Origin of the sequence: Litchfieldia sinesaloumensis (genome assembly GCF_900156865.1) — a bacterium.
Lineage (GTDB): Bacteria > Bacillota > Bacilli > Bacillales > Bacillaceae_L > Ferdinandcohnia > Ferdinandcohnia sinesaloumensis.
The window spans coordinates 3,197,622-3,221,211 of the sequence record NZ_LT732529.1; the positions used below are offsets into that span (position 1 = coordinate 3,197,622).

19 protein-coding genes and 1 riboswitch are annotated in these 23,590 nt (G+C 33.2%); of the genes, 1 reads left to right on the forward strand and 18 read right to left on the reverse strand.

Features of this window, described 5'->3' with window-relative positions:
* Nucleotides 1-9 precede the first annotated feature (9 nt).
* From CZ490_RS15780 to CZ490_RS15845, 14 genes are all read right to left on the reverse strand, one after another.
* Nucleotides 10-1,059, reverse strand: a complete 1,050-nt coding sequence (locus CZ490_RS15780; protein WP_142255392.1) for an acyltransferase family protein — start codon at nucleotides 1,057-1,059, stop codon at nucleotides 10-12.
* 158 nt (nucleotides 1,060-1,217) lie between these two features.
* Nucleotides 1,218-2,588, reverse strand: a complete 1,371-nt coding sequence (locus CZ490_RS15785) for a sugar phosphate nucleotidyltransferase (RefSeq protein ID WP_077619792.1) — start codon at nucleotides 2,586-2,588, stop codon at nucleotides 1,218-1,220.
* Nucleotides 2,589-2,767: 179 nt separating this feature from the next.
* Nucleotides 2,768-3,889: a glycosyltransferase family 4 protein gene (locus tag CZ490_RS15790; protein ID WP_077619793.1), complete on the reverse strand. Its 1,122-nt coding sequence runs from the start codon at nucleotides 3,887-3,889 to the stop codon at nucleotides 2,768-2,770.
* 572 nt (nucleotides 3,890-4,461) lie between these two features.
* On the reverse strand, nucleotides 4,462-5,637 hold the full coding sequence (locus CZ490_RS15795; protein WP_077619794.1) for a glycosyltransferase family 4 protein: 1,176 nt from the start codon (nucleotides 5,635-5,637) through the stop codon (nucleotides 4,462-4,464).
* A 102-nt stretch (nucleotides 5,638-5,739) separates the two neighbouring features.
* Nucleotides 5,740-7,041, reverse strand: coding sequence for a hypothetical protein (locus CZ490_RS15800; protein WP_077619795.1), 1,302 nt, complete (start codon nucleotides 7,039-7,041; stop codon nucleotides 5,740-5,742).
* Between the two features lie 92 nt (nucleotides 7,042-7,133).
* On the reverse strand, nucleotides 7,134-8,081 hold the full coding sequence (locus tag CZ490_RS15805; RefSeq protein WP_077619796.1) for a glycosyltransferase family 2 protein: 948 nt from the start codon (nucleotides 8,079-8,081) through the stop codon (nucleotides 7,134-7,136).
* 23 nt (nucleotides 8,082-8,104) lie between these two features.
* Nucleotides 8,105-9,322: a Coenzyme F420 hydrogenase/dehydrogenase, beta subunit C-terminal domain gene (locus CZ490_RS15810; RefSeq protein WP_077619797.1), complete on the reverse strand. Its 1,218-nt coding sequence runs from the start codon at nucleotides 9,320-9,322 to the stop codon at nucleotides 8,105-8,107.
* Entirely contained in the window at nucleotides 9,315-10,772 is a 1,458-nt protein-coding gene (locus tag CZ490_RS15815) for an oligosaccharide flippase family protein (protein WP_077619798.1), read from the reverse strand. Before CZ490_RS15815 ends, CZ490_RS15810 begins: the two co-directional genes overlap by 8 nt.
* Nucleotides 10,765-12,111, reverse strand: coding sequence for a polysaccharide pyruvyl transferase family protein (locus tag CZ490_RS15820; protein WP_077619799.1), 1,347 nt, complete (start codon nucleotides 12,109-12,111; stop codon nucleotides 10,765-10,767). The genes CZ490_RS15815 and CZ490_RS15820 overlap by 8 nt, the downstream gene beginning before the upstream one ends.
* A gap of 119 nt (nucleotides 12,112-12,230) precedes the next feature.
* Nucleotides 12,231-12,899 carry a sugar transferase gene (locus tag CZ490_RS15825; RefSeq protein WP_077619800.1) on the reverse strand — a complete coding sequence of 223 codons (669 nt, stop codon included), beginning with the start codon at nucleotides 12,897-12,899 and terminating at the stop codon, nucleotides 12,231-12,233.
* A gap of 14 nt (nucleotides 12,900-12,913) precedes the next feature.
* Complete coding sequence (gene galU / locus CZ490_RS15830) at nucleotides 12,914-13,801, reverse strand: UTP--glucose-1-phosphate uridylyltransferase GalU (RefSeq protein WP_077619801.1); 888 nt, start codon at nucleotides 13,799-13,801, stop codon at nucleotides 12,914-12,916.
* 401 nt (nucleotides 13,802-14,202) lie between these two features.
* A complete protein-coding gene (locus CZ490_RS15835; protein WP_077619802.1) occupies nucleotides 14,203-14,973 on the reverse strand; it encodes a tyrosine-protein phosphatase in 771 nt (256 codons plus the stop codon).
* Nucleotides 14,974-15,167: 194 nt separating this feature from the next.
* Complete coding sequence (locus CZ490_RS15840) at nucleotides 15,168-15,869, reverse strand: CpsD/CapB family tyrosine-protein kinase (protein WP_142255393.1); 702 nt, start codon at nucleotides 15,867-15,869, stop codon at nucleotides 15,168-15,170.
* Nucleotides 15,859-16,596, reverse strand: a complete 738-nt coding sequence (locus tag CZ490_RS15845; protein ID WP_077619803.1) for a YveK family protein — start codon at nucleotides 16,594-16,596, stop codon at nucleotides 15,859-15,861. Before CZ490_RS15845 ends, CZ490_RS15840 begins: the two co-directional genes overlap by 11 nt.
* 337 nt (nucleotides 16,597-16,933) lie before the next feature.
* Here CZ490_RS15845 and CZ490_RS15850 point away from each other — a divergent pair, with 337 nt between their 5' ends.
* Nucleotides 16,934-17,659 (forward strand): hypothetical protein, encoded by a 726-nt coding sequence (locus CZ490_RS15850; RefSeq protein WP_077619804.1) that lies wholly within the window; start codon nucleotides 16,934-16,936, stop codon nucleotides 17,657-17,659.
* A gap of 170 nt (nucleotides 17,660-17,829) precedes the next feature.
* On the opposite strand, the gene CZ490_RS15855 is transcribed toward CZ490_RS15850, so the two are convergent.
* The 4 genes from CZ490_RS15855 to CZ490_RS15865 all read right to left on the reverse strand — a co-directional run bounded on the left by CZ490_RS15855 (nucleotide 17,830) and on the right by CZ490_RS15865 (nucleotide 23,541).
* The gene (locus CZ490_RS15855) at nucleotides 17,830-18,987 is read right to left on the reverse strand and encodes a hypothetical protein (RefSeq protein WP_077619805.1); all 1,158 of its coding nucleotides are present in this window, start codon (nucleotides 18,985-18,987) and stop codon (nucleotides 17,830-17,832) included.
* 230 nt (nucleotides 18,988-19,217) lie between these two features.
* A complete protein-coding gene (locus CZ490_RS15860) occupies nucleotides 19,218-19,748 on the reverse strand; it encodes a signal peptidase I (RefSeq protein ID WP_142255394.1) in 531 nt (176 codons plus the stop codon).
* A gap of 226 nt (nucleotides 19,749-19,974) precedes the next feature.
* Nucleotides 19,975-20,139, reverse strand: coding sequence for a hypothetical protein (locus CZ490_RS22390; protein WP_159439973.1), 165 nt, complete (start codon nucleotides 20,137-20,139; stop codon nucleotides 19,975-19,977).
* A gap of 48 nt (nucleotides 20,140-20,187) precedes the next feature.
* Nucleotides 20,188-20,273: riboswitch (cyclic di-GMP riboswitch) on the reverse strand.
* 139 nt (nucleotides 20,274-20,412) lie between these two features.
* The gene (locus CZ490_RS15865) at nucleotides 20,413-23,541 is read right to left on the reverse strand and encodes a S8 family serine peptidase (protein ID WP_077619807.1); all 3,129 of its coding nucleotides are present in this window, start codon (nucleotides 23,539-23,541) and stop codon (nucleotides 20,413-20,415) included.
* Nucleotides 23,542-23,590 lie beyond the last annotated feature (49 nt).

Sequence of the window (23,590 nt, forward strand, 5' to 3'; positions counted from 1 at the left end):
TCTTTCATCTTACTTAGAAATTTTTTCTCTTAAAAAAGGCCCAACCTTTATTGTTACTAATTCACTTGATTTTACTTTTTTAAATTTCAACATAGGATTCTCAATTAAATGCCACGAGCAATAACTCATAACTAAAACAATAGGAAATGAGATAGCAAAATTTGATAACGGTGAAATCTCTCCGTTAAATAGATAAGTTATTAATTGTTGGATTGGGAAAGCAAAAATATACAATCCGTATGAAGCATCTCCAATTTTCGAAAAACTGTGAAACGCAATTCTTGGATGATATGCAATATAGAAAATTAAATAACTACCAAAAAGGGCAAATACAGTATTAAAGTGTCCATAAACTAAAGACAATACTATAGTTGAAAAAGAAATCATTGCTATTATCCAATTTATTGAAATCCTTTCTCTATATAAATAAAAAATGCTTCCAGCGACAAAATATCTAAATAAATCTATATAATCTTCACCAACAGAAAACCCTAAAAATGGGAGAAGTAATGACAAAACAAATATTATTACCATAAACCTTTTATTTAGTAGGTTTATAATTCCTATAAATAAAATAATAAAATAAAATAAAAATTCAATTGGCAAAGTCCATAGTGAACCATTAATCGCTATTGGATATGGATTAGTTGTGAATACTCCTGGTATATCGTACTGCATCGTATAAAGTAAAATTGATTTTAAATAGATATATGTTTCACTGTTTGTAAAATATTCTTTTATCGAGAGAGTTGTTACGAAAGAGCCTAAAACAAAAACACTTAATAAAACTACGACTATTAGTGCAGGAAAAATCCTAAGGATACGTGCTTTAATAAATAGTGAAACATTTTTATTTCTATCGAAACTCTGAGTAATTAAGAACCCACTAATAACAAAAAAAATCAATACTCCCAAATGACCGAAAGTTGTTTGGTTTTTACTGAATTCCTTTAAAGGTTCACTTTTGTCAAAGCCAGTCAAGGGAAATGCGTGTGAATAAATTACTAGAGTTGCAGCAAAAAATCTTATTATATCGAAGTTATTTTTTCTACCTACCATTTGGTCATTAATGCTTATCAATATATCAACCCACTTTGGTCAGTTTTAACCTAAAAAATATATAAATCATAGTAGTCTTTCAATTATAATTCTTTATTAAATAGCCAACACAATTACTAATGGACTTTTCACACTCTAGTTAAACTCAATGTATTATTTTATTTATTAAATGCGTAACAATGTTCCTCTATTTCATCCCAACTCATATAAATACGGACAATGTCCTCTTCAATTAATTGAGACCCTGATTGGACCTCTATTAATTCTAAATCAGTTATTGCTTTCAAGGCGTGACTTTCTCCGGTCTTAATTTGTAAGACATCTCCAGGACGAACTACACTTAATTTGTCATTATGAGCAAATACTCCCTCACCTTTTATTATCGTCCAAGTCTCACTTCTTAAAAAATGGTATTGATAACTTAAATTACTACCTGCATTAACTCCAATTCTTTTGGTTAATACTTCATGACCATCTTCTACCTTAGTATGGTCTAATACACGATACCAGCCCCATCTACGTTCCTCATACATTGGTCTATTGTTAAATTCACTAACTATTTCTTTAATGAGTGGACTTAATTCTTTATCCGCTATTAAAATCCCATCCGGGCTTACAGCAACAATAGCATTGGATATGCCTAAAATAGTAACTGGAATGTCTAATTCATTGATTAAATGAGTATCAATACTCTCCTTACTAATAACTCCTTTACCTATTTGGTTTGTACTCATCTCATCTGTTAAAGTGTTCCAAGTACCTAGGTCCTTCCAATATCCCTCATATGACAATGCCACGATATTTTCTGCTTTTTCCACTACTTCATAGTCAAAACTTATTTTTGGAAGATCTTCATAGCACTTTAATAATTCATCATATTGAACGGGCAAACCTTTTTTCTCTAGTATCTCAATTATATAACTTAATTTAAATGCAAATACTCCACAATTCCATAGTCCGCCTTGTTTAATTAATTCACTTGCTTGAATCTCTGACGGTTTTTCGGTAAATCTATCTACATTAATATATTTTTTGTTATCATCTTTAGGAATTATATAGCCGTACTTTGAAGACGGATAGGTTGGCATTACTCCTATTAAAGCTAAATCCGCTTCACGCTGTTCAATCAAACTCTCCAAATCTTTAACTCTTTCAAAAAAGGACTCTTCCACATAGGGGTCAACAGGAAGCACTCCAATTACTTCACTTAAACTTGCTTCTTTTACTGTATATAAGTATGAAGCTGCAAGTGCGATTGCTGGAAATGTATCACGTCGGCTAGGTTCGACTATCAAACTGGCCTCATGACTAAGCTGACTTTGTATCATATCAACTTGTGATTTACTAGTAGCAATTACAGTATTTTCTGCAAGACCAACTTCTGATAACTGCCCCCAAACTCGCTGGACCATTGATTGTTGAACACCATTATCATTCTCTAATACTTTTAGAAACTGCTTAGATCTTGCATCGTTAGATAATGGCCATAACCGTTTTCCTGATCCACCAGAAAGTAAAACTAATCTCATACTTTATTCTCCTTATTCTATTATTCTTAATAAATAAACATTAAAAAGATATTTAATGTCCAGTATATATCCTATGATCAGCAACTTTTTTATCTGTTCCTTCACTTACAATTCTTCAATATTTATTTATTAATATAACTGGTGTTAATAACCTTATTAAATAGTTAAAATTAACTTGTTTAATTTCTCTCCTTTATTTTTTCACTAACAAAAGATTCAAATTCCTTTCTGAACCTTTCTGAAGAGAATCTTAATGCATTGTCTCTGCAATCTTCAAACTTTATTTGATGGCTTATATCTTCAAACCTTCTCACTCCGTCTATTAATGATTCTACCGTTTGTTCCTTAAAAAATACTCCTGTGCACTTCTCCCCACTATCTCCTATAACTGTTTCTAATGCTCCTCCTTTACCATAAGCAATTACTGGAGTCCCACAAGCTTGCGCCTCGACAGGGGCAATACCAAAGTCCTCTTCTGCCGCAAAAATAAAGGCTTTCGCCTTTTGCATATGTGATAGTAAAGATTCAAATGATTGATAACCTAATAGTTGTACATTAGAAGTGGCTTTAGATTTTACTTTATCAAAATCCGGTCCATCACCAATTACCACCAATTTCTTATCTTGCATCTTAGCAAAGGCTTCAACAATCATATCAATTTTTTTGTAAGGAACCATTCTTGAAGCAGTTAAATAGAAATCTTCTTTTTGTTGATGAAAATTAAATGATAAAACATCAACAGGAGGATAGATGGTTTCAGATTCTCGACGATACACCTTCCAGATTCTTTTTCCAATAAAATCGGAATTTGACAAAAAATAATCTACACCATTTGCAGTTCTATAATCCCAATCACGCACTTTCTGTAACATATACCTCGTGGCCCAACCCTTTATTCCCTTATTCAACCCAGACTCTTTTAGATATTGGTGTTGTAAATCCCATGCATAACGTATGGGAGAATGCACATAAGAAATATGCAGTTGATTAGGACCTGTAATTACACCCTTTGCCACAGCATGTGAACTTGAAATTATCACATCATAGGATGATAAATCCAACTGCTCAATTGCTAAAGGCATAAAAGGTAGATAGATACGATATTTCTTATTTGCCAAGGGTAATTTTTGAATAAATGTGGTATTTACTTCTTTGTTAAGAATAAAAAAACGTTTATCCTCTGGTAAGAAGTCAACCGTACTAAACAAATCAGCCTCAGGAAATATTTTCAAAATCTCTTCCAGTACTTTCTCAGCACCTGCATATGTGACTAGCCAATCATGAATAATTGCAACCCTCATCTATTTTCTAACAACTCCTTTAATAATATTAAATATAATGTTGCTATTGGTCCCAATCGGATTTGCAACCATGATTAAATCACGACTATCTAATACCGAAATATCTTGAGACATAGGCATCAATACAACCATGTATTTTATTTCTTACTTAACTAACAAACACTTCCTATATTCCCAAAATATAAATTCATCGATAAACTTTTATTCAAAAAATTTTTTCAAAAACTAAATTGGATATAACATATATAAGTTTCTTTACTGATATTGATAGAGATATCTACCAGTAAAATCTTTCAATTAAATAAAAGATTATTGCATTATTAAGAAGTGGGTACAAAAATATATCTAGTTAATTTTTAAATCATGAATTCGGAATATTAAATAACAAAAATTATATTATTTTCAAAAACTGATTATGAATAAAAGAATACAAAGTGAAGTTCACCTATTTTTTTTTTAATATTTAACAATTGATACAAACATTGAAGCTTTTATTACTAGAGTATACAAATATTCAAGTCTTGAACTAAGAAAAATATCACTCAAGATTTAATATTAATAATCTATCCAGTTCACCCATTACAATTTAAATTATTTAGATATTTAATTACCTTTTTAGTTATATCAAACTCATTTTTCAGATACAGCTGTGAGTTTCTAACTAATCTTACTTTATCTTTATTACTTTTCAATATATATAATAACTTTTGACTAAATTCAAATTTATCCTTCCCAATATAGATATGTTCATTATCAATCAGTCCGGTGCCCTCAGCACCTACACTTGTTGAAACTACTGATAATCCCTTCTGTATCGCTTCTACTGTCTTTAATTTCACACCTGCACCATGTAACATAGGATTTATAAATACTGAACAACTAGAGTACAAGTCATCTAAGCTTTTTGGGGAATCATATATACTTATGTTCGATCTAAATTTGCATTCTTTAATTGTTTCTTCCAACCACTTAATACCCTCACCTTTTGAATTTCCAGCTATAGTCAAAGTGTAATCACTTACCTGTTTTGAAACATTATCATGGATATTCTCTAAGTACCATATTACCCCCTCTCTGTTGTTAACCATAAAAAATGATCCAATAAATAATACATTATTATTTAGCGTTTTTTTAAATTTATAAGAGTCTTTATTAACATGCGGAGGTAAAAATAAACTATTTAATTTATGCACCTTTTCCTCATACACTCTTTTTTCATCTGCGGATATAAACCAAATATTTTTTAAATCTTTACTATATTTTTTTGTTAGAATTTTATTTTTGAGAGATTCGGTCAAATAATAGATTTTTTTCAAAACCTTTTTGTCACTTTTCATTAACTCAAACAAATATTTGACTTCATTGTTGTGCATTCTATATATTAATTTTTCTTTACCTGTTAGATTCTTATTTTCCAATATAGAAAGGACATAGTCCCCTTCACAAATAATAAAGTCATAATTTTTCATTATGGCTATTTCTTTTAACAGTTCACGTGTTTTATATTGGAAAGGATATATTGAGAAAATGTTAAGTAAGGTTAGATTTCTATTTATCAAGGTAATTTCAGAACAAAACTGCTTAACAATCGAAATATAACTTTCATCTACTTTTTCTGTAACCGTCGCAATTAAATCAATTTCATATCCCATTTTTGCTAGTGCCTTAATCCGTTCCCAAATGTCTTTACGACCTCCGTGATTAGCTGGATATGGAAAATCGGACGAAACAACTAAAATTTTATACATCCCTTTTTCCTCTTTCTTAATTTTTGTTTAATAGATATTATTTGCATTGTACACATAGGATTAATTAGATTGACCCTATGTATACTACAGATAAAAGTATTTTTAATTATTTTGAGCTTTATATTCACTATGAATAGTAAATTCAACAAAAGCGAATAGTAGCCATATTTCATACTTGATATCAATACTAATATACGTAGTAATGGCAATTAAAATAAATAGTAAGCTATATTTTAAAATACTTGTTTGCTTTACCCCTTTAAATAAATAGATAAACGTTTGAATGAAATACCAGAATGCAAACAATCCGCCTTCTATACCCCATTGGAGTATACCAGACTTCATACCTAAGCCCTTAGTATCGGTAGACAATCTTATTAACTCTGAAACGTTTGGTGTTGCATTAAAGAACATAATAAAAATATTTCTAAGTGGTTTAAGGATGTTGGGTATTTCATTAGCTAAAAAAAATATATATGCTCCCTTCCCAGTTCCAAGGGGATTTAAAAGAAGAATATTTATTTCTGCTAATAATAATCCACTTCTAGTTGCAACTGATGTATAACTTTCAATATCATTTAAAAATAAATCTACAATAGAATCCTTAACAAAGGCTAATATAGCAAAAAGTAAACCTATGCCTAAAATTGTTACTAATATTTGTTTATATGATATTTTTTTTATTCTTATATTCTGAATAACAAAGAGCAAAAGTGAGATAAGAAGTGTCATTAAAAATCCTTTTGATAAAGTTAACACCGTGTACAATGTTATAGTTAATATAATATAGGTTATAATTCCACTCTTAAATAACCTCACTTCTTTTGTTAAATATAGAGCAATAAAACAATAAACTATATATATAGTCCCAGTCCAACTACTTTCTGCAGTTAGTAACCTTATCCTATAATATGGAGCATTTTCCGAATGAAAGCTTAATAACGCATTCGGTATAGTAAAATATTCTATTAAAATGATTAAGTTCAATATGGTTAGCACAACCAATATTGATAATAAAATATTCTTTTTACTCATATTTACAAATAGAAGGTAACAATGTCTTATATACAAAAATATAAGAAGTAAATACAGTTCACCTTTAATATATTTTAGAAATAAGTTTTCATTTAAAAATGAATATTCTCCTTTTAAAAACAGTATAAGAACATATATCAATCCGATAGTTGAAGTAAATAATATATAATTTAATAAATATTTTTGTAGTTTTGTTATCTTAAATTTCCTTCTAAAAATCAATATTAATTCAACTATTATAAATATTGGAGTTAGAAAAAAAATAGGTGTCCTTGCAATCTCACCAAAAGTATTAACTAACGGTAAATCTTGATACGCAGTACAAAGCAGAAAAATTGTGCTGTATAATATAAGAAGTATAATCCTCAACTAAATATTTCTCCTTATCTTAGCAGCTAGTAAATTAAATGAGTTATTATTTCACTGCTATCTTTGTTAATAGTTTTTCTTCATTTATTAATTCAAATTAAAGGATGAGATCCCATCTTTCCTTTAATACCATCACTTATTCCTAAAAAAATATATTTTAGTCTCTTAATCTTATTATTTTGGTTGAGCAATAATACTTTTGCGATATATTTAACGGAAGGAATGAAGAGAAAAATTAATCCTAATTTCTGAGAAATTAAACCACCATTCCTTTTAATCATTACATATCTATTTCTTAAAAAATAATATGGAATAAATGGAGAAGGACTTTTGTCTCCTCCTGAAGATGATGAGACTTTATGGTAGACAATTGACTCGGGAACAAATAAAATCTTAAAGCCATTTTTACTTACTTTAATGTTCCAGTCAGTTTCTTCAAAGTATAAAAAGTAATCTTCAGGCAAAAATCCAACTTTCTCTAGTAATTCCTGTTTAAACAGCAAGCTGCACCCAGTGATGTAATCAACTTCCCTAATTTTGTCGAATTGACCTTTATCCTCTTCTTCAAACCCAACGTGTTTTGTAAATCCACTTATAGTATTTAACTTTCCACCTGCAAACCAAATTTTATTAGTACCATAGTATAATATCTTTGAACCAACTATACCTATTTTAGAATTGTGTTCAATTTCGTCTACTAGTTTTGTTAAAGCACTTTTCTCAACAGTAGTATCATTATTTAACAACCAAAAATAACTAAATCCTTCCTTATATGCCTTTTCTATAGCAACATTATTTCCACCGGCAAAACCAATATTCCCTCCAGACTGGATGAAGGTAATATTTATATTAAATTTGCCTATTTGATAGTCTGCTTTTAATTTTACAAAAGAATCATCTTGGGAATCATTATCTACCAAGAAGACACTATATGAAGGGTAATCTAGATTTTCCAACGACTTCAAACATTCAAAGGAATCGTTATATGCATTCCAATTTAATAAAATTATAGCAACAGATTTTCGTTTAAAATTATTCATCTATTATCACCACTAATCATTTTTTACATCTTGCCTTGTTTTATTCGAATGGTTGTACCCAAAAAACTCTTAGCCTTTTTTTTGAAACTAATTTTTTGGGAACTTTTCACTAATAGAGATTTTGGATAACCTGGTGTCCTTCTTCTAGAGACTTTCATAGCTATAATTCTAGATAGTAACAATCTTCTTCGTTCAGATTGATAAGGCTGTATTTTTTCGATTTCCTCAATGCTGACACTTTGATCTACAGACAAGTGACCTTCTTTCACAGCTCTTTCAAATAAATCCTGACCTTTTACTGTCCTCGTAGTTACAAGACTCCTACCTTTTGACTCTTCAAAACTAGGATATCCATTTTCATTACCAAACCAGCCATCTCCACAACTTATGTCTGCAAACTCTCCAATACCATCTATACATACTTTACATCTTGGCTGTAAATGTCGATTAAGAATTTTCCCCCAAGAGTCATCATATTTCATATTAAATTTTTCATTTTTACTAGTAATGACTTCGGTTAAACCAGGCCAACCTTCTCCTCTGTAACGAAAAGATTGAACTTCCTCTTTTTTCACATTGAAGTTTTCTAATATTTTATATGTTCCTTCTATACTCGGAACTCCGGCACAAAAAAATGAAAAGAAATACAGTATCTTTTCGGAGACTCGTTCATCAAGTCTAGAATAACTTCTTAAAGCTGCTATATCACAGGGTTTTCCAACAAGAGCGAATTTCTTATTTTCATTTAAAAGTTTCCCTAAGTTTGCTAGAGGTGCAGATGGGCTATATCTTGATCCAGAATTTTGGAGAACTTGTTCTTTTGTATTGCTTCTTTTAATTTCATTTAGAAGAGGATTTTCGTTACTCACCCCTATATGAATAATTTCATCAACCTCTCCTTTTTCCAGTAAATATACTAGTAATTGGGACAATACTCCCCCCGAGGACCCTTTATGCCTAATATTTTCATCTGTTGAATAAGCTATTGTACTTGATTCAATGTTCCCCCAAACTGGTTCATTAGTTGGGACTCTATCATAGTTAACAACATTCCCTGGGCAAACTTGACTTAATATATTATTCTCTTCCTCTGTAATACTTTTATTTATTACTGGACGAAGGTAGCCATCCTCGCTAAATTGCATACTTATCTTTTCGTTACTAACAATACCAGCACATATTCCACAGCCAGAACACATATTGGCATCTATAACTTTTGAAATAATATTATCTTTACTCATTTTTACCCCTTACCTTCAACTTAATTTTTTCTATTATTTTGTCTAAGTACCCAACAAAATAAAATACTATACCAACTGCAAATAAAGATACACCACCAAATACAAAAAACGAAAGAATGTTACTAAAATTAATCAGTAAGGAAACACTGTAGCATCCTGCTACCGTTATGCCAGAAATGAGGAAGATTTTACATAACCTTATTAAAGGAAATAATGTCTTTACTTTTACCTTTAACGAAACTTTAATTTCAATAAGTGTAAGTACTACTAAGCTAAATTGAGTAAGTATAGCTGCAAGTGCAACACCCTCTAATGAGAAAACCTTATCCAATATAATAATTAAAGTAATATTAATTATTATTGCAGCTACCATATTAAAAAGAATATATTTACTTTTGTTTAAAACGATTAGAATATTACCAAAAACTGTGATGGCCAATGGTAACTTCAATAAAAATATCAGAAAGATACTTTTTGCACCAATATATTCAGATGAATAAATAAATTCTATATATCCATCTCCAAACAAAAATAAAATCCAAAAAATTGGGAAGATCAATAAAGCACTAATAATTGTTGATTCATTCCATATTGACAACATTTCTAGAGGTTTTTTTTCTTTGTTATATTTTTCAGAAAGAGTTGGTAGTATTGCGGTTGCAATTGAAAGAGTAATAATTGAAATAAATGGAATCTCGGTTACACCCACCGAAAAAACCGCAAAATCATCAACACTATACTCTCTAGAGACATACATATTTCCTAAATATGAATTTAAAGACTGAGCAATAAAGGAAATTCCTATAGGAACAGCTATAACCCATTCCTTTTTTATCAACTTTGTATCAAATTCAAATTTAATATTATTTTTCCTTTTAAACAAAAAATATAACAATATGCCTTTTATAGTTTCTAATCCAACAAATAAAATAAGAATAATATTTAAATCCTTGTAGATAAAACTGACATATAAAAAAGAAATTAACTGGATAATGAAATAAATAATATTAAATTTAGCAAAACTTTCTCCGTCATTATTTGATGTAAATATATTTTCTAAAAAGCTAAAAAATATGATTGATGAAATATACAAGATTAGAAGATAATAATAATTGAGAATTTCACCATCTTTACTTACAAAATCAATAAAGGTATCTCTAAATATCACCAATATAAGAGCGGAAAAAATATTAATAAATAATAATAAAATAGATGTTGAAGTAAACAGTTTTGAAATATGTTGTTTATTTATGGTTTTAAATAGATAACTTACCGCCGTTGGGATACCAAAATACAATATGCCACTTAGCAATGTAGAATATAAAATAAACTGTCTGTATACACCATATTCATTCTGCGAAAGAACCCTAGCAATTATCATTGTAATTACTAGAGCAGATACAGATTTTAAACCTTTGCTAATAGATAGATAAAAAGATTGTTTATACAATGTCCTTCCCCAATTCCTCTATTGAGGAAAACATAGAAGCTAACTCGTTTTTAAATCTTGTATTCGTAGAGGTGATTTTTTCTATAGAGCCTTCCCTGTTTTCAAATGCATTTTTTATAGTTTCTAATAATTCTTCTTTTTTCTTTTTTCTAGGATCTGCAACGAAACTCTCCAAGCCAAATTGTTCCCAAATCCCTATAAACTTTCTACTATACGCAATCGGGACAGTTGGCACTCCTGATGAAATGGCACCTATGCAAGAATGCATCCTACCACCAATAAAGAAATTACATTGCTTCAACATACCTTTAATCTCATCTTCTCTAAGATGCTGTTTTAAAACATGAACCCTTCCAGGAAAATCTTTATTAAAATTGGAATACATATTTAAACATACTTGTAGATCATCTTCTACCGGAAAATCTTCTACTATTACATGAGGGATAAACACTACTTGAACATTATCGTATTTTTCAAGAAACATTTTAGTAATACTGTTCATTAAATCCTTATAATCCGTTATAAAGTTAAACATATTATTCTGTGAATAACCACCATTATATAAAAGACCACTGACATTAATTCCAACCAATAAATCATTTCCAACTTTTTCTTTTATCAAGATTGCTTCTTTAGTTTCAAGAGGTTTCATGTAGAATGCTAAATCCGCACAATATTTTATTTTATCTTGGTTAACACCAATGTCTTCCTTTAGGATATTATAACTAATGAGATCCCTAGCATAGTTCATCTTTGAATTGTTACAAATATACTTAGTTGTTCTTTTAAACATTTCTTTTTTAAATGGTCCCATTGTTTGTGGAAGTAATACTAGATTTTTTCCTTTATTAACGGCTAATAGCTTTATATTTGAATGCATTACAAATCTTTTCCATCCATAAATATCACTAAAGCTGTCACCTTCACTTATATCAAGAATTAGGTCAGCCCAATCAATGATTGAATTTATAGCTTCAAATACACTAAACTTATTTATAAATTTATTTAGATTAACTTTCTTATGAATAAAAGATATTGGTGTTAAAAGCGTTGCAAACTTCGTACTTACTGGAACTTCTTCAATTTCTATTTTTCGGCCTTTATAGTCAATATAGTGCGTTTGTTTAGATTTTGTTGTATATGATAATATTTTTATTATTGGAGAATTTTCATGGTCAAGTAATCCATATATTGCTCCTCTAGTTAATGCATTTACTCCCCTATTACCTGAGGTTAGAGAAGCCCCTACCAATAAAACTTTTTTAGATTTCACGTTTATTAATATGCTCCTTTCGATAAAGCAATATTTCTTGTTGTTTAAAAGAGGTTTTTCAAGCAAAGATTAACACTATTTATATCCCAAGGTTTCTAATCCATCCTTATTCAAGTTCCTTTAATATAGCAACTCTCTCTTTTATTTCTTTATTGTGATTTTAAATCTATTATTACACCCATCTATTAAAATGCGTCTTTTGAGCCGAACAATACCAAAATAGTTCGTAAAATGATTTTTATATCAAATAATAGAGTGCGCTTTTGGATATATTCTAAATCTAAACTTACCATATCCTCAAACCCAATATTACTTCTACCACTTACCTGCCAAAGACCCGTACACCCAGGAGTAACCATAAGTCTTTGTTTATGGTAATCAGTATACTCTTTGACTTCTCTTTCCAAAGGTGGTCTCGGACCAACAAGGCTCATGTCCCCCTTTAACACATTGAATAACTGCGGAAGTTCATCGATACTTGTTTTTCGAATAAACCTACCAATTTTTGTTATTCGTGGGTCATTTTTCATTTTGAACATAGCCCCAGTTGTTTCATTATACTTAAGCAATTCTGCTAATCTTTCTTCTGCATCCGAAACCATGGAACGAAATTTATACATTTTAAATTTTGTTCCATCTTTTCCTACTCTTACTTGTGAAAAGAAAACAGGCCCTTTTGGATCTTCGATTTTAATCGCAATACTTACGACTATGAATAATAAACTTGTAATAAATAAACCAATAATTGCCCCTACAATGTCCATTGAGCGTTTCAATACGATATATGTTTTCTTTTCATTTGTTGTAAGGATGCTAGAAACGCTTATATTTTCACTTTTCGCTAACTCCGCCACCTCTACATACTCCTTTACTCAACCGTTACTAGTTTTTCGTTATTTAATAATTGTTCCATGAATTCTAGAGTTTCTTTACGTAATTCTTCATTTTGCAATGCAAATTCAATTGTTGTTTTGATAAAACCAATCTTTTCACCAACATCAAAACGGTTACCTTCAAAATCATAAGCAAATACTCGTTGAATTTCATTCAGTTTTTGAATCGCATCCGTTAATTGTATTTCTCCACCAGCACCAAGTTCCTGTTGTTCTAAGAACATAAAGATTTCTGGTGTTAATACATAACGACCCATAATTGCTAAACTAGAAGGGGCAGTACCTTGTTTCGGCTTTTCGACGAATTGATTCACTTGGTAACGTCTACCGTCATTAGAAAGGGGATCAATAATACCGTAACGGTGTGTTTGGTCATCAGGAACTGGTTGAACGCCAATCACAGATGATAGTGTATTGTCATATTCATTAATCAATTGCTTTAAACAAGGTGTCTCGGCTTGTACAATATCATCACCTAAAAGAACGGCAAATGGTTCATCACCAATGAATTTCCTCGCACACCATACTGCATGTCCAAGTCCTTTCGGTTCTTTTTGACGGATGTAATGGATTTCTACATTCGAAGACTGTTGTACCTTTTCTAGCAAGTCAAACTTCTCTTTTTCTATTAAGTTCTGCTCTAGTTCAAATGAGTTATCGAAATGATCTTCGATTGAACGTTTTCCTTTACCTGTTACGATGATGATATCTTCTATACCAGATTCAATTGCTTCTTCAACGATATATTGAATCGTTGGCTTATCAACAATCGGTAACATTTCTTTTGGCATTGCTTTCGTTGCAGGCAAAAATCTTGTTCCTAAACCGGCAGCAGGAATAATTGCTTTACGTACCTTTTTCACTTTATTTCTCCCCTTGTAAATGATGTTATTTCATAAAAATTATAACAATAGGTCTCTGCTATTCTTGGTTAGAAGACACGTATTCTTACAATTCTAAGTTGGGCAACTAACCCACCCTCACCCGCACTTCCGACGACATGCTTCTAAGGCACCAAAACCCATAGTGAGACCGAGTACCTCCTTTGATAATGGTAAGGAGATATATCCATGACCAATTATTAGAAATGGTCTAACTGAAGTGCGATTCAGTTTTTATCCAATATTGGATAAAATGGAAGTGATAAATTAGAACTTCCATTTTTGGGATAAATTAGTATGATTAAGGTGAGTAAATCTAAAATTTTTAGATTCTTAGCTTTAAGTCATTACATTATTAAAGTACCATTACAAAATGTTAACTTTTACCCAAATAATCCAAACAATTTCTTTTGCTTAATTCTTTCAGGTGTATCTTTAATGACCGATTTACCCTCAACTAGAAGCTCAGCATTTTCCTTGAAGTAGTATTCTGCGGCAGTGCCGTATTCTTTTACAAGCACTGAATAAGCCTCTCTAAGGCGAAATGGTCGATTTGATAGATTATGAGCATCCGATGCTAGAAAGTGAGTTAAATTGTATTCAACTAGTTGCAGCGAAAACTTTTTAATCTTTTTTCCAAAATGTCCGGTTACACTTGAAGAAGTGATTTGCGTACATGCTCCATTTTTAACAAACTTATATAAAAGGTCTGGATTTTCGATAAGTTCACTATTACGCTCTGGATGAACAATGACAGGCGTAAGTCCATTAAGTTGAATGTCAAACAAAAGTTGTTCTGCATATCGTGGTACATGTCCACTTGGAAATTCGACAAATAGATACTTTCCGCCATTGTTTAATGATAGTAATTCACCTTTAGTATAGTCCTGTAGAAGTTCACCATCGATCCGCGGCTCTTGTCCTGGTAGAATTATGAGGGGTATATTTTGTTGAGACAATTCTTTTTTTACCATCTCAACAGCCTGTAGGATTTTTTCTTTCGCGTTTTCATACTCTCTTTTTTTATAATGAGGAGTTGCAATTATATGTGTAATTCCTTCTTCTGTCGCACTCTTTGCCATCTCAATCGTAACATCTATGTCTCTTGCTCCATCGTCGATACCTGGAAGTATGTGACAGTGAATGTCAATCATACGTTACCCCCTCCTTATGATATAGTACTTTTCGACAAATTATTCTACCAAAATGCTTACAAACGTAATAGTACCACAGTCGTATAGTGAAAGGAACAGGTGTATTTTGTCGAATCATGCCGAACAAGTGAAAAGGAAATATTTACACAAGATAAATATCTCCCTCTGTCCATTTAATCATGCAAAAATAAGTATTAATTTTGTGCATAATAATAATACTGGCTTTCTGTTCTCTTAATATTATTTAATACAACACCTAATAGCTTTGCCTTTGAATTCACTAATGACTCTTTTGCTTTAGTCGCAGCTTCTATTTCTGTTTTCCCACTACTTACAACCATGACTACACCATCCAGTTTATTCGCTAACACTTGTCCATCTGTAACAGCTAATACAGGCGGTGTATCAAATACAATAACATCGAATAACCCTTTTACTTCATTGATAAATTGATCCATCGCTTTAGAACCATGTAGTTCGGCTGGGTTTGGTGGTATTGGTCCGCTTGTTAGAACAAATAGATTCTCTTGATTAGTTGCTTGTACAGCATTAATCAAGGTTTCCTGTTTTGTCAAAACATTTGTTAACCCTGTATGATTATCAACACGGAAGGAATAATGTACCGTTGGCTTACGCAAGTCAGCATCAACTAGCAATACTTTTTTCCCTTGTTGCGCAAAGACAACTGCAATATTATTTGCTGTTGTTGACTTTCCTTCACCAGGTCCTGAAGAAGTAACCATGATAGCTCTCATTTCTTCATCAACTGTGGAGAACTCGATATTTGTTCGAATTGTTCTGTATTGCTCCGAAATAGGTGATTTCGGATTCATCATTGTGACTAGACTACGATTCTGTGCTTGAAATTGTTTGCGATTCGACTTCTTACGCACCAACAGAATCACCTCTTCCTCTCTTACGTTTAACTGCTTCTTGGGCTTTTAGCGCTTCTTCCTCAAGGTCAATCTTTGCAATTGCACCTAATACAGGGAGCTCAAGTAACTTTTCAATATCTTGTTCAGTTTTGATAGTGTTATCAAGGTATTCTAATAAGAAGGCAAGACCTACACCTACCATTAAACCAACCACTAATGCAATCGCCATGTTAAGGACTGGGTTTGGTTTAACTGGCACCGGATTTTCTGCAACCACTGCTGGTGAGAGAACACTAACATTATCTACATTCATAATCTTTACAATTTCTTCTTTAAATACTGTTGCAGTCGTATTTGCAATATTTGCTGCAGTTTTTGGATTTGTATGTTGGACGGTAATTTTCATGACTTGGGAGTTATTTGAACTTCCAACCGTTATCAGATCACTTAATGGTTCCGTTAAGTTTAGTTCTTCCTTAACAAGTTCTAATATCGTCGGTGTCTTAATAATTTCGTTATACGTATTGATTAGTTCTATATTTGTTCTAATATCAGATTGATTTAAGTACGGCTGTTCTGAAGCTTTTTGGTTTACAAGAATTTGAGTAGAAGATTCATAGACTGGTGTTAAAAAGAAGTAACTCACAACCCCAACAGTCGCTACAGCCACCGCCGTAATCATTGTAATTAACCAAAGACGTTTTCGTATCGTCTGGAATATCTCTTTTAAGCTAATTGTTTCTTCCATTGTATCCTCCTGTTTCGTTTGTCGATAAATGTTAAGTCTAAAGGTTATTATAAACAAGGAATTTACAAATATCTACAAAAAACCAATAAATTAATATGGCACTTTGTGCCTAATTTCCTAAATCAGACCAACTTATACTATGTAAGGGTTTTCGAATTTATTTGAGGGATAATATTGTTGATCCATCTGTGGACTATCAAAATCTAATATATGTACTCCGCTTCTTAAGAACGGATTGACATAGTTGTAGCAACTAGACTTTTTCATATTTTCGTTAGATTAATAGGATATATATGGTAGAATAGGAATAGTTTCAACAGCAGTGGAGGTAATAAAATTGCAGAAGAGTAACCTATTCTATCTTGTTCTTTTAATTAGTATGTTTATTACATATAATCGTCCTGATATTGCATATGGGTCAATAAAGCCCATCGATTCAGAAGGAAAGTCCATTACGAATCCGACACCTAACCCAGAACCTGAACCTAATCCAACTCCGGAACCTAGTCCTGAACCTCAGCCAGAACCTGAGCCCGCTCCTGAACCGGATCCTGAGCCTAAGCCAGTGGAGGAGCCTAAGCCAGAACCACAGCCTGAGAAAGAGCCATCTAAGCCTAAACCAGAGCCTGAACAATCTGAACAAAAGGAACCGGTTCCTTCTAAACCGTCAAAAGACAAATCAGAGGCTCCAAAGCCTACAACAAGTCAACCTACTAAAGAAAAGCCTAAACAAACAACACCAAGGCAACCTGTTCAACCCACTTATGTCCCTGCTACAAATCAGGAAGTTCAAACTCCTGAAGCTGTTATAGAAGAGGAAGAAGAGATTGAACCTACTGAAGAGGATATTATAGAAAAAGAAGTAGAACCTCCTGTGATTGAGGAACCTCAAGAAGAAGAAGTGGTCGAAACAGATACGATGATTAAGAACACAGAGGTAGAGGGTAATAATAGCACTTTTACGACTTTTATTGTCGGAATAAGTTTGTTTGGATTAATGATACTTGTACTTGTTGGGAGTGGATTATATATGGTGGTTAAGAGAAGAAGAGGGTATCGATAAGAACTAATGTAAAGAATTGACTTAAGACGTTAGTCATTTCTTTTTTTATTGTACAATAAGCTTTTCAGTTCATTAGATGTTCTGTCAAAAACTAATCCCTCAAACCAACACAAAAGAACCAGAAAATATATACGTCTCTGGTTCTTTGCATTTGTAAATATTCACTTAATTTATTCAAATATCACATTAAGTTTTACTTCTAACCTCGTTGAAGGTTCTGAGTTAGATACATTTACCGGCAGGTCAAAAAATTCACTTGTTATCGTGTAGGTTCCTGGTTTTTTCCAACCATCAAATACAAATGGTCTAACGTCCCATTTTAAATCCACTAGATGTTCTTGATTAGTGGAATCTACTATTGTCGCCTTTTTTGGTAGTGCTTCTTTATACTCATCAATAGTTATATTTGATGGGATTTTCAAGTCATCTAGAGGTTTAATTTCTTTTAAAGTCAAGTCTGACTTCAACACAATTTTCGCATATTCGTTTTTATCTTTCGTAATTACCAATGGGTTACTTTCTGCATCGTAAATCGTTTCCTTATAGGATTCACCAAGTTGAATTTCCTTTACACTCATACCTGTTAGCATATCAAAGTGAACTGTGTACTCACCTACAGGAATATCCTTCATCTCAAAGGTATATTTGCGATTCCACGGACTTGAACCAACCGTATATTCCTTTCCAGTTTTCTTATTTTTCAATACGAAATTCGTAATGTTTTCAAAATCAATTGTATTCTTAGATGAAGTAGAATCCTTATAAAGTGTGATATGAGCACTACCGAAATCTACAACCACTGGCTCAGGATCTACTTGAGTAGCAACTACCTCTAGTTTGATATTCCCCGTCTTACCTTGGAAGGCAATATCATTTTCACTATGTTCCCAATCCACGAATACCTTGAACTTTTCCACATCATTTTTAGGTTTAAATGTAGTTTCAAAATTGACATTTACCCAATTACCTTCAACTAATCGTTTTAATGTTAGAACGACCGGCGAGTTTTTATCTGCTGGGAAGAGGTCCCCACTCGGTAATAGTTTTACCATATATTCAACTGGTAGCTCTGTATTATTTCTATTAATCTCAAAGTTGTAGACTTCCCTTGTTTCCATTCCTGGATAAAGATCCTCATCTAGGTTAAATTCAGCATCGGCAATCGTTTCACCATTTGTTCCTACGACATCGACATCAAATACGGCAGCTTTCGCAACATTATTATCGCTTGTAAAGCCTTTTGAAAAGTACGCTACTGTTCCTATTAGTGTGGCAACTGTTACAAGAACTAGTGCCGAGATTAGAATAAAGATTGTATTTTTTTTCACTATATCCACCCCTATTTGATTTTTTACTGCTCATTTGAACCTAAAAACTCTTGGTTATGCTAGTTTCACCTCCAATTCCCAAATCTTTTTATTTTAAACTTCAAGGGTCATGCAACCGATTTTCATAGAGAGTAGCCCTTAAAGCTAAAAAAACTTTTATAATGCACTCGATGTTCCTAATTAAGAATATTTTGACGACAAAAAATCAAAACCTTAAATATCTATCTGAATCAGCTTTGTTCTTGATTAGACATAGACAACACTCTTATTCTTTTAATCAAGTAAAATGCAATCATTATGGCGAAAACAATACTAATTGCTAGTGGATTCTTCATTTCATTTACAATATGACCAACTTTCGGGATGTGGAATTTTAACGCCCCTACCACCTGATTAGGAGATACCAACTCTTGATCTTCTACGTTGTTTGCATCTCCTTTCGTTTGAAAGGATAATTGTCCATCGGTTCTGATTATATCGATTACACGATGTGTTACAAATGTTTGCTGTCCATTTCTGTAGGTAATCACATCGTTCATTTGTACTTGATTTGGATCTAATTCTTCCACAAAGATGATATCCCCAGGCTCAAGTAAAGGTTCCATGCTTCCGGATAAAACAGTCATTATACTATAACCAAAGATAGATGGTTGACTTTGTTGATTTTTTGTTAGTAGTAACGAGAATATAATCGCGATAGATAGAACTACAAATAACACAAATGCAATATTCCCTACCCATTTGAATATCGGATTTTTCATATCATTAATCACACCTTTATCTAGAGTACTAGATTAGAAGACCTCCTATATTGTTCCTAATTAAGAACAACTAATTAAAAGTATAGTTCTTTTTATAGAATTAGACAAGCATTAAAGTAATAAATTCATTCTTTTTAGAGCACAAAATGGGTTTTAAAGGAAAATAAAAAGAAGTGACTACTTGAGAAGAAGCCACTTCATTTAATGAGTTAGTATTAGATTTTAATTATCGTTTGGCAATATAGTTGATAGCAGCACGTTCATGGTATTGCATTCTTGATTTTATATCTGTTTTCAAATCCTCACTAAGACAATCCTCAAATAAAACTTTATTCTTTTTGAATTGCAGGCTGTGCCAATAGTATTTTACTTTGTATACGAATTTCTTCAATCGAAATTCCCCCTTTGATTGTTAGAACATAAATCGCCGGGTTTCGTATTCGGGAACTGGCAAGCATAGTCCAATCGACCGTAGCCCCTCTAGCTTTGCGTCATTATCTTTCAATAATTTTGCCGTTTCGTACGATTTATGTAATGGTCCATATTTACTATAGAGTAAGTGTTAATGATTTGAATAGAGACTTTCGACCTATTTCGACATAATTGCAATACTAAAAGACTAGCAACCATGAGAGATTGCTAGTCATTAGCGTTTATTAATTTATTACTTCTTATTTCCTGTGTTACCGTTGTTGCCTTTGTTTCCAATTTTCACGTCGTTCGTTGTGACGTTACCAGCATTGTCGACTGCAACGATTGTTACGGTTTGGTCTTTTGTTACTGGTTGGTCTAGTACGTGTGAAGTTTCTCCGCTGACATACGGTTCGTCAACAGCAACCTCACCGTCAACTAATACCGTCCAGTAGGCAATACCACTCGTTTTATCTGAAAGGTCGACAGCAACTGTCTTGCCGTCTTTTTCTAATTTTGTTTTTAGCTTAGGTGTTGTTACATCTAATTTCACTGGGAATGTTAAGGTTTGGGCCTTAGCACCTTCAAAGTCAATAGTTGCCTCTGCTTTGAGGTAGTATTGTCCATCAGGAGCTTTCTTACCATTTTGCATTGTTCCATCCCATGTCCAGTCGGAGATGAGGTAGTACATGGTACCTTGGCCACCATCATAATAGTTTTTACGCACAAATTCTTCTGTAGCGATTTCTTTTACCAGCTTACCTTTTTCATTCACAACACTTAATTTTAAGTCTTCAGCGTTACGAATTAGTGATAACAGGTAGGTTGCACTATCATTTGTGCCATCACCATTTGGTGAGATGGCAATTAAATTAGGGTCAAACTCACCCGTTGCTTGGTCCACACCTAGGAAGTTGTAGCTACCTCCACCTGTGTGAGTCAATACACCTGTATTTCCGTAGTATGTCATTGGATCCCAAACTGGAGCATCAAAGATTGGTGCTGCTGTCCAGTCTCCTTTGAAACCAACATACGGTACTACTAATGCTGGATTTACATCAGTTGGATCGGTTAATTTAACAAAGCCTTCTAACCAGTAGCCGTTTGTGAAATAAGATGTTAAGTCCTCATCCCACTCACTCACATCTACTTTTACTTCAAAAGTTGTTTTTCCACTTGCAGGTACTTCAATCGTGCTCGTTGACTGACCGTTAACCGTTGTGATGTCTCCTAAATCCATTGCGCCAAATAGGTTTGGTGCGGATACAAATACACCACCACCGTCAACTGGAGAATCGGTTTGAGCACTTGCATTCACTTCATATGTTACAGCCTCATCTGAAAGATTTTCAGCTGTAAGTTCAAATGTCACTTCATTGCCTTTTACTTCTTTTAACGCTACTTTTGCTTCACCTGTTGTTGCGTCTGTTACTGTTACAGGCGTTGTTAATGCACTGTGTAGTTGCATTAAGCCAGCACCTTGACGACGAGGAGAAACTGGTGCTCCATCAAAGTCTACAGGATTTGATGTATTCATTAAGAATTTCTTAGCAAGCTTTGATCGGTCTGTGCCTTCAAACCCAAATTCTGTATCAACTCGTTCTAAGACGAGTGCTGATCCACCCGCTACATGTGGAGCAGCCATTGACGTACCACTCTTCACACCGTATTCGTCATTATTAAGAGTTGAATAGATTTGTCCACCTGGCGCTGTGATTTCTGGTTTGAAATCAAGGCTAGGTGTAATTCCCCAAGATGTAAAGTCACTCATTTTGCCTGCATTGCTGTTAGGAACTGTCATTAGGTCTCCGCTAAATGTGACAGATACTGTTTGTCCATTTTTTAGAGCCGCTGCAAAGCGATCTCCATCTGATTTCAACATGAATAAATGTGGAATCGTGATAGCTGCATCAGAAGCCATATTGACTGTTCCATCTGCATTGTTGTAAATGAAAACACCTGCTGCCCCTGCAGCTTGCGCATTAATTGCTTTATCAACAAAGCCAATTTCTCCACGTTGAACTAGCGCGTATTTACCGGATAGGTCTTTGCCTTCAAAATCAGCTGGATGACCTAGTCCAGCTTCGACTAATTCATAGCTTTCCCCAACTGCTGGAGCTGTTTGCCCAGCTGATAAGAACATTGCTTGTCCTTCATCATTTCCGTCTATTGCTACACTTACTGCGTCCACATCCATGTTCGTATTTTCATAGGATGCAACTGAAATCGAATCGTTCGATACACTTGGCGATCCCACAACACCGTAGTCTGGATTTGATGCATATGGATAGAAATAACCTTCACCAAAGTGGTTTGAGTTACCTGCTGAGATCGACATGATCACACCATTATCTACGGCACGTTTTACCGCCTGTTGTTCAGCTGATTCAGCGTCAACAAATCCTGCCGGAGAACCTAGGCTCATATTAAGAACGTCTGCACCTAGCTTGATTGCATCGTCAATCGCTTTAATATAAATATCACCGTAAGTGGATGCTACCTCTTCACCAAATACACGTAATGCGAGTAGTTGTGCTTCTGGAGCTACCCCTTCGATACCGCCATTTGCTTCATCTCCGTTTGCCGCAACAGTACCTGCTACGTGCATACCGTGCATACCAGTATCAGCATTCGTGTCAACGATATTTTCGTTCCCATCCATGTAGTTCCAACCATATGGTACCTTTTCAGTCCAGAACTTACCTGGAAGAGCATATTCTGAAATGGCATCGTTCACATCTGTTTGTGATAATTTCGCTTCAGAGCTATCTGTTAAAACAAGGTCTTTGTGAGACGGGTCAATACCAGAGTCAATGATTCCAACAACCATTCCCTCACCATCGTACCCAAAGTCACGCCACACTTGTTGCGCCTGAACGAGTTCCTTACTGTATTTCATGTCTACTTCCTCATCCGGAATCTTATATTCCGTAGCGATGTAAACATTTTTTACCTCAGGTACTTCTTTAATTGTTGCAATGTCCCCGTATTGTACTTTCGCGCTAAATCCGTTCACAATTGCATCAAATTCTTGTTCATACTTAATTTTGACGTTTTTACCTTTGATTTTATCCTTTGCTGCTTTTTGCTTATTTTTCGCAGCCTTTTCTAATTGCTTTCGTTCACCTTTCGAAAGCTTATCGTACTTCTTTCCTTTTTTCGTTGCTGTTTCAACTGGAGAATCCCCATCCATTTCAACAACAACACGAACCTCTTCGTTAGGTTCAATCGTATGTAGTCCTGTTGCTTTAAGATCTTTGTTCGCCAATGTTGGCTTTTGCGCATCTAGCTGATTTGGCGTAATGGAGTCCGTAAATGCAAAAGCGCTTCCACTAAATGCGAGCAGCAAAACTAGTAATAATGTCGTAATTTTCTTGCCCATTTTCATCCTCCCCTTTTACATTAAAGTCTAATAATCTACTACTTTCGAA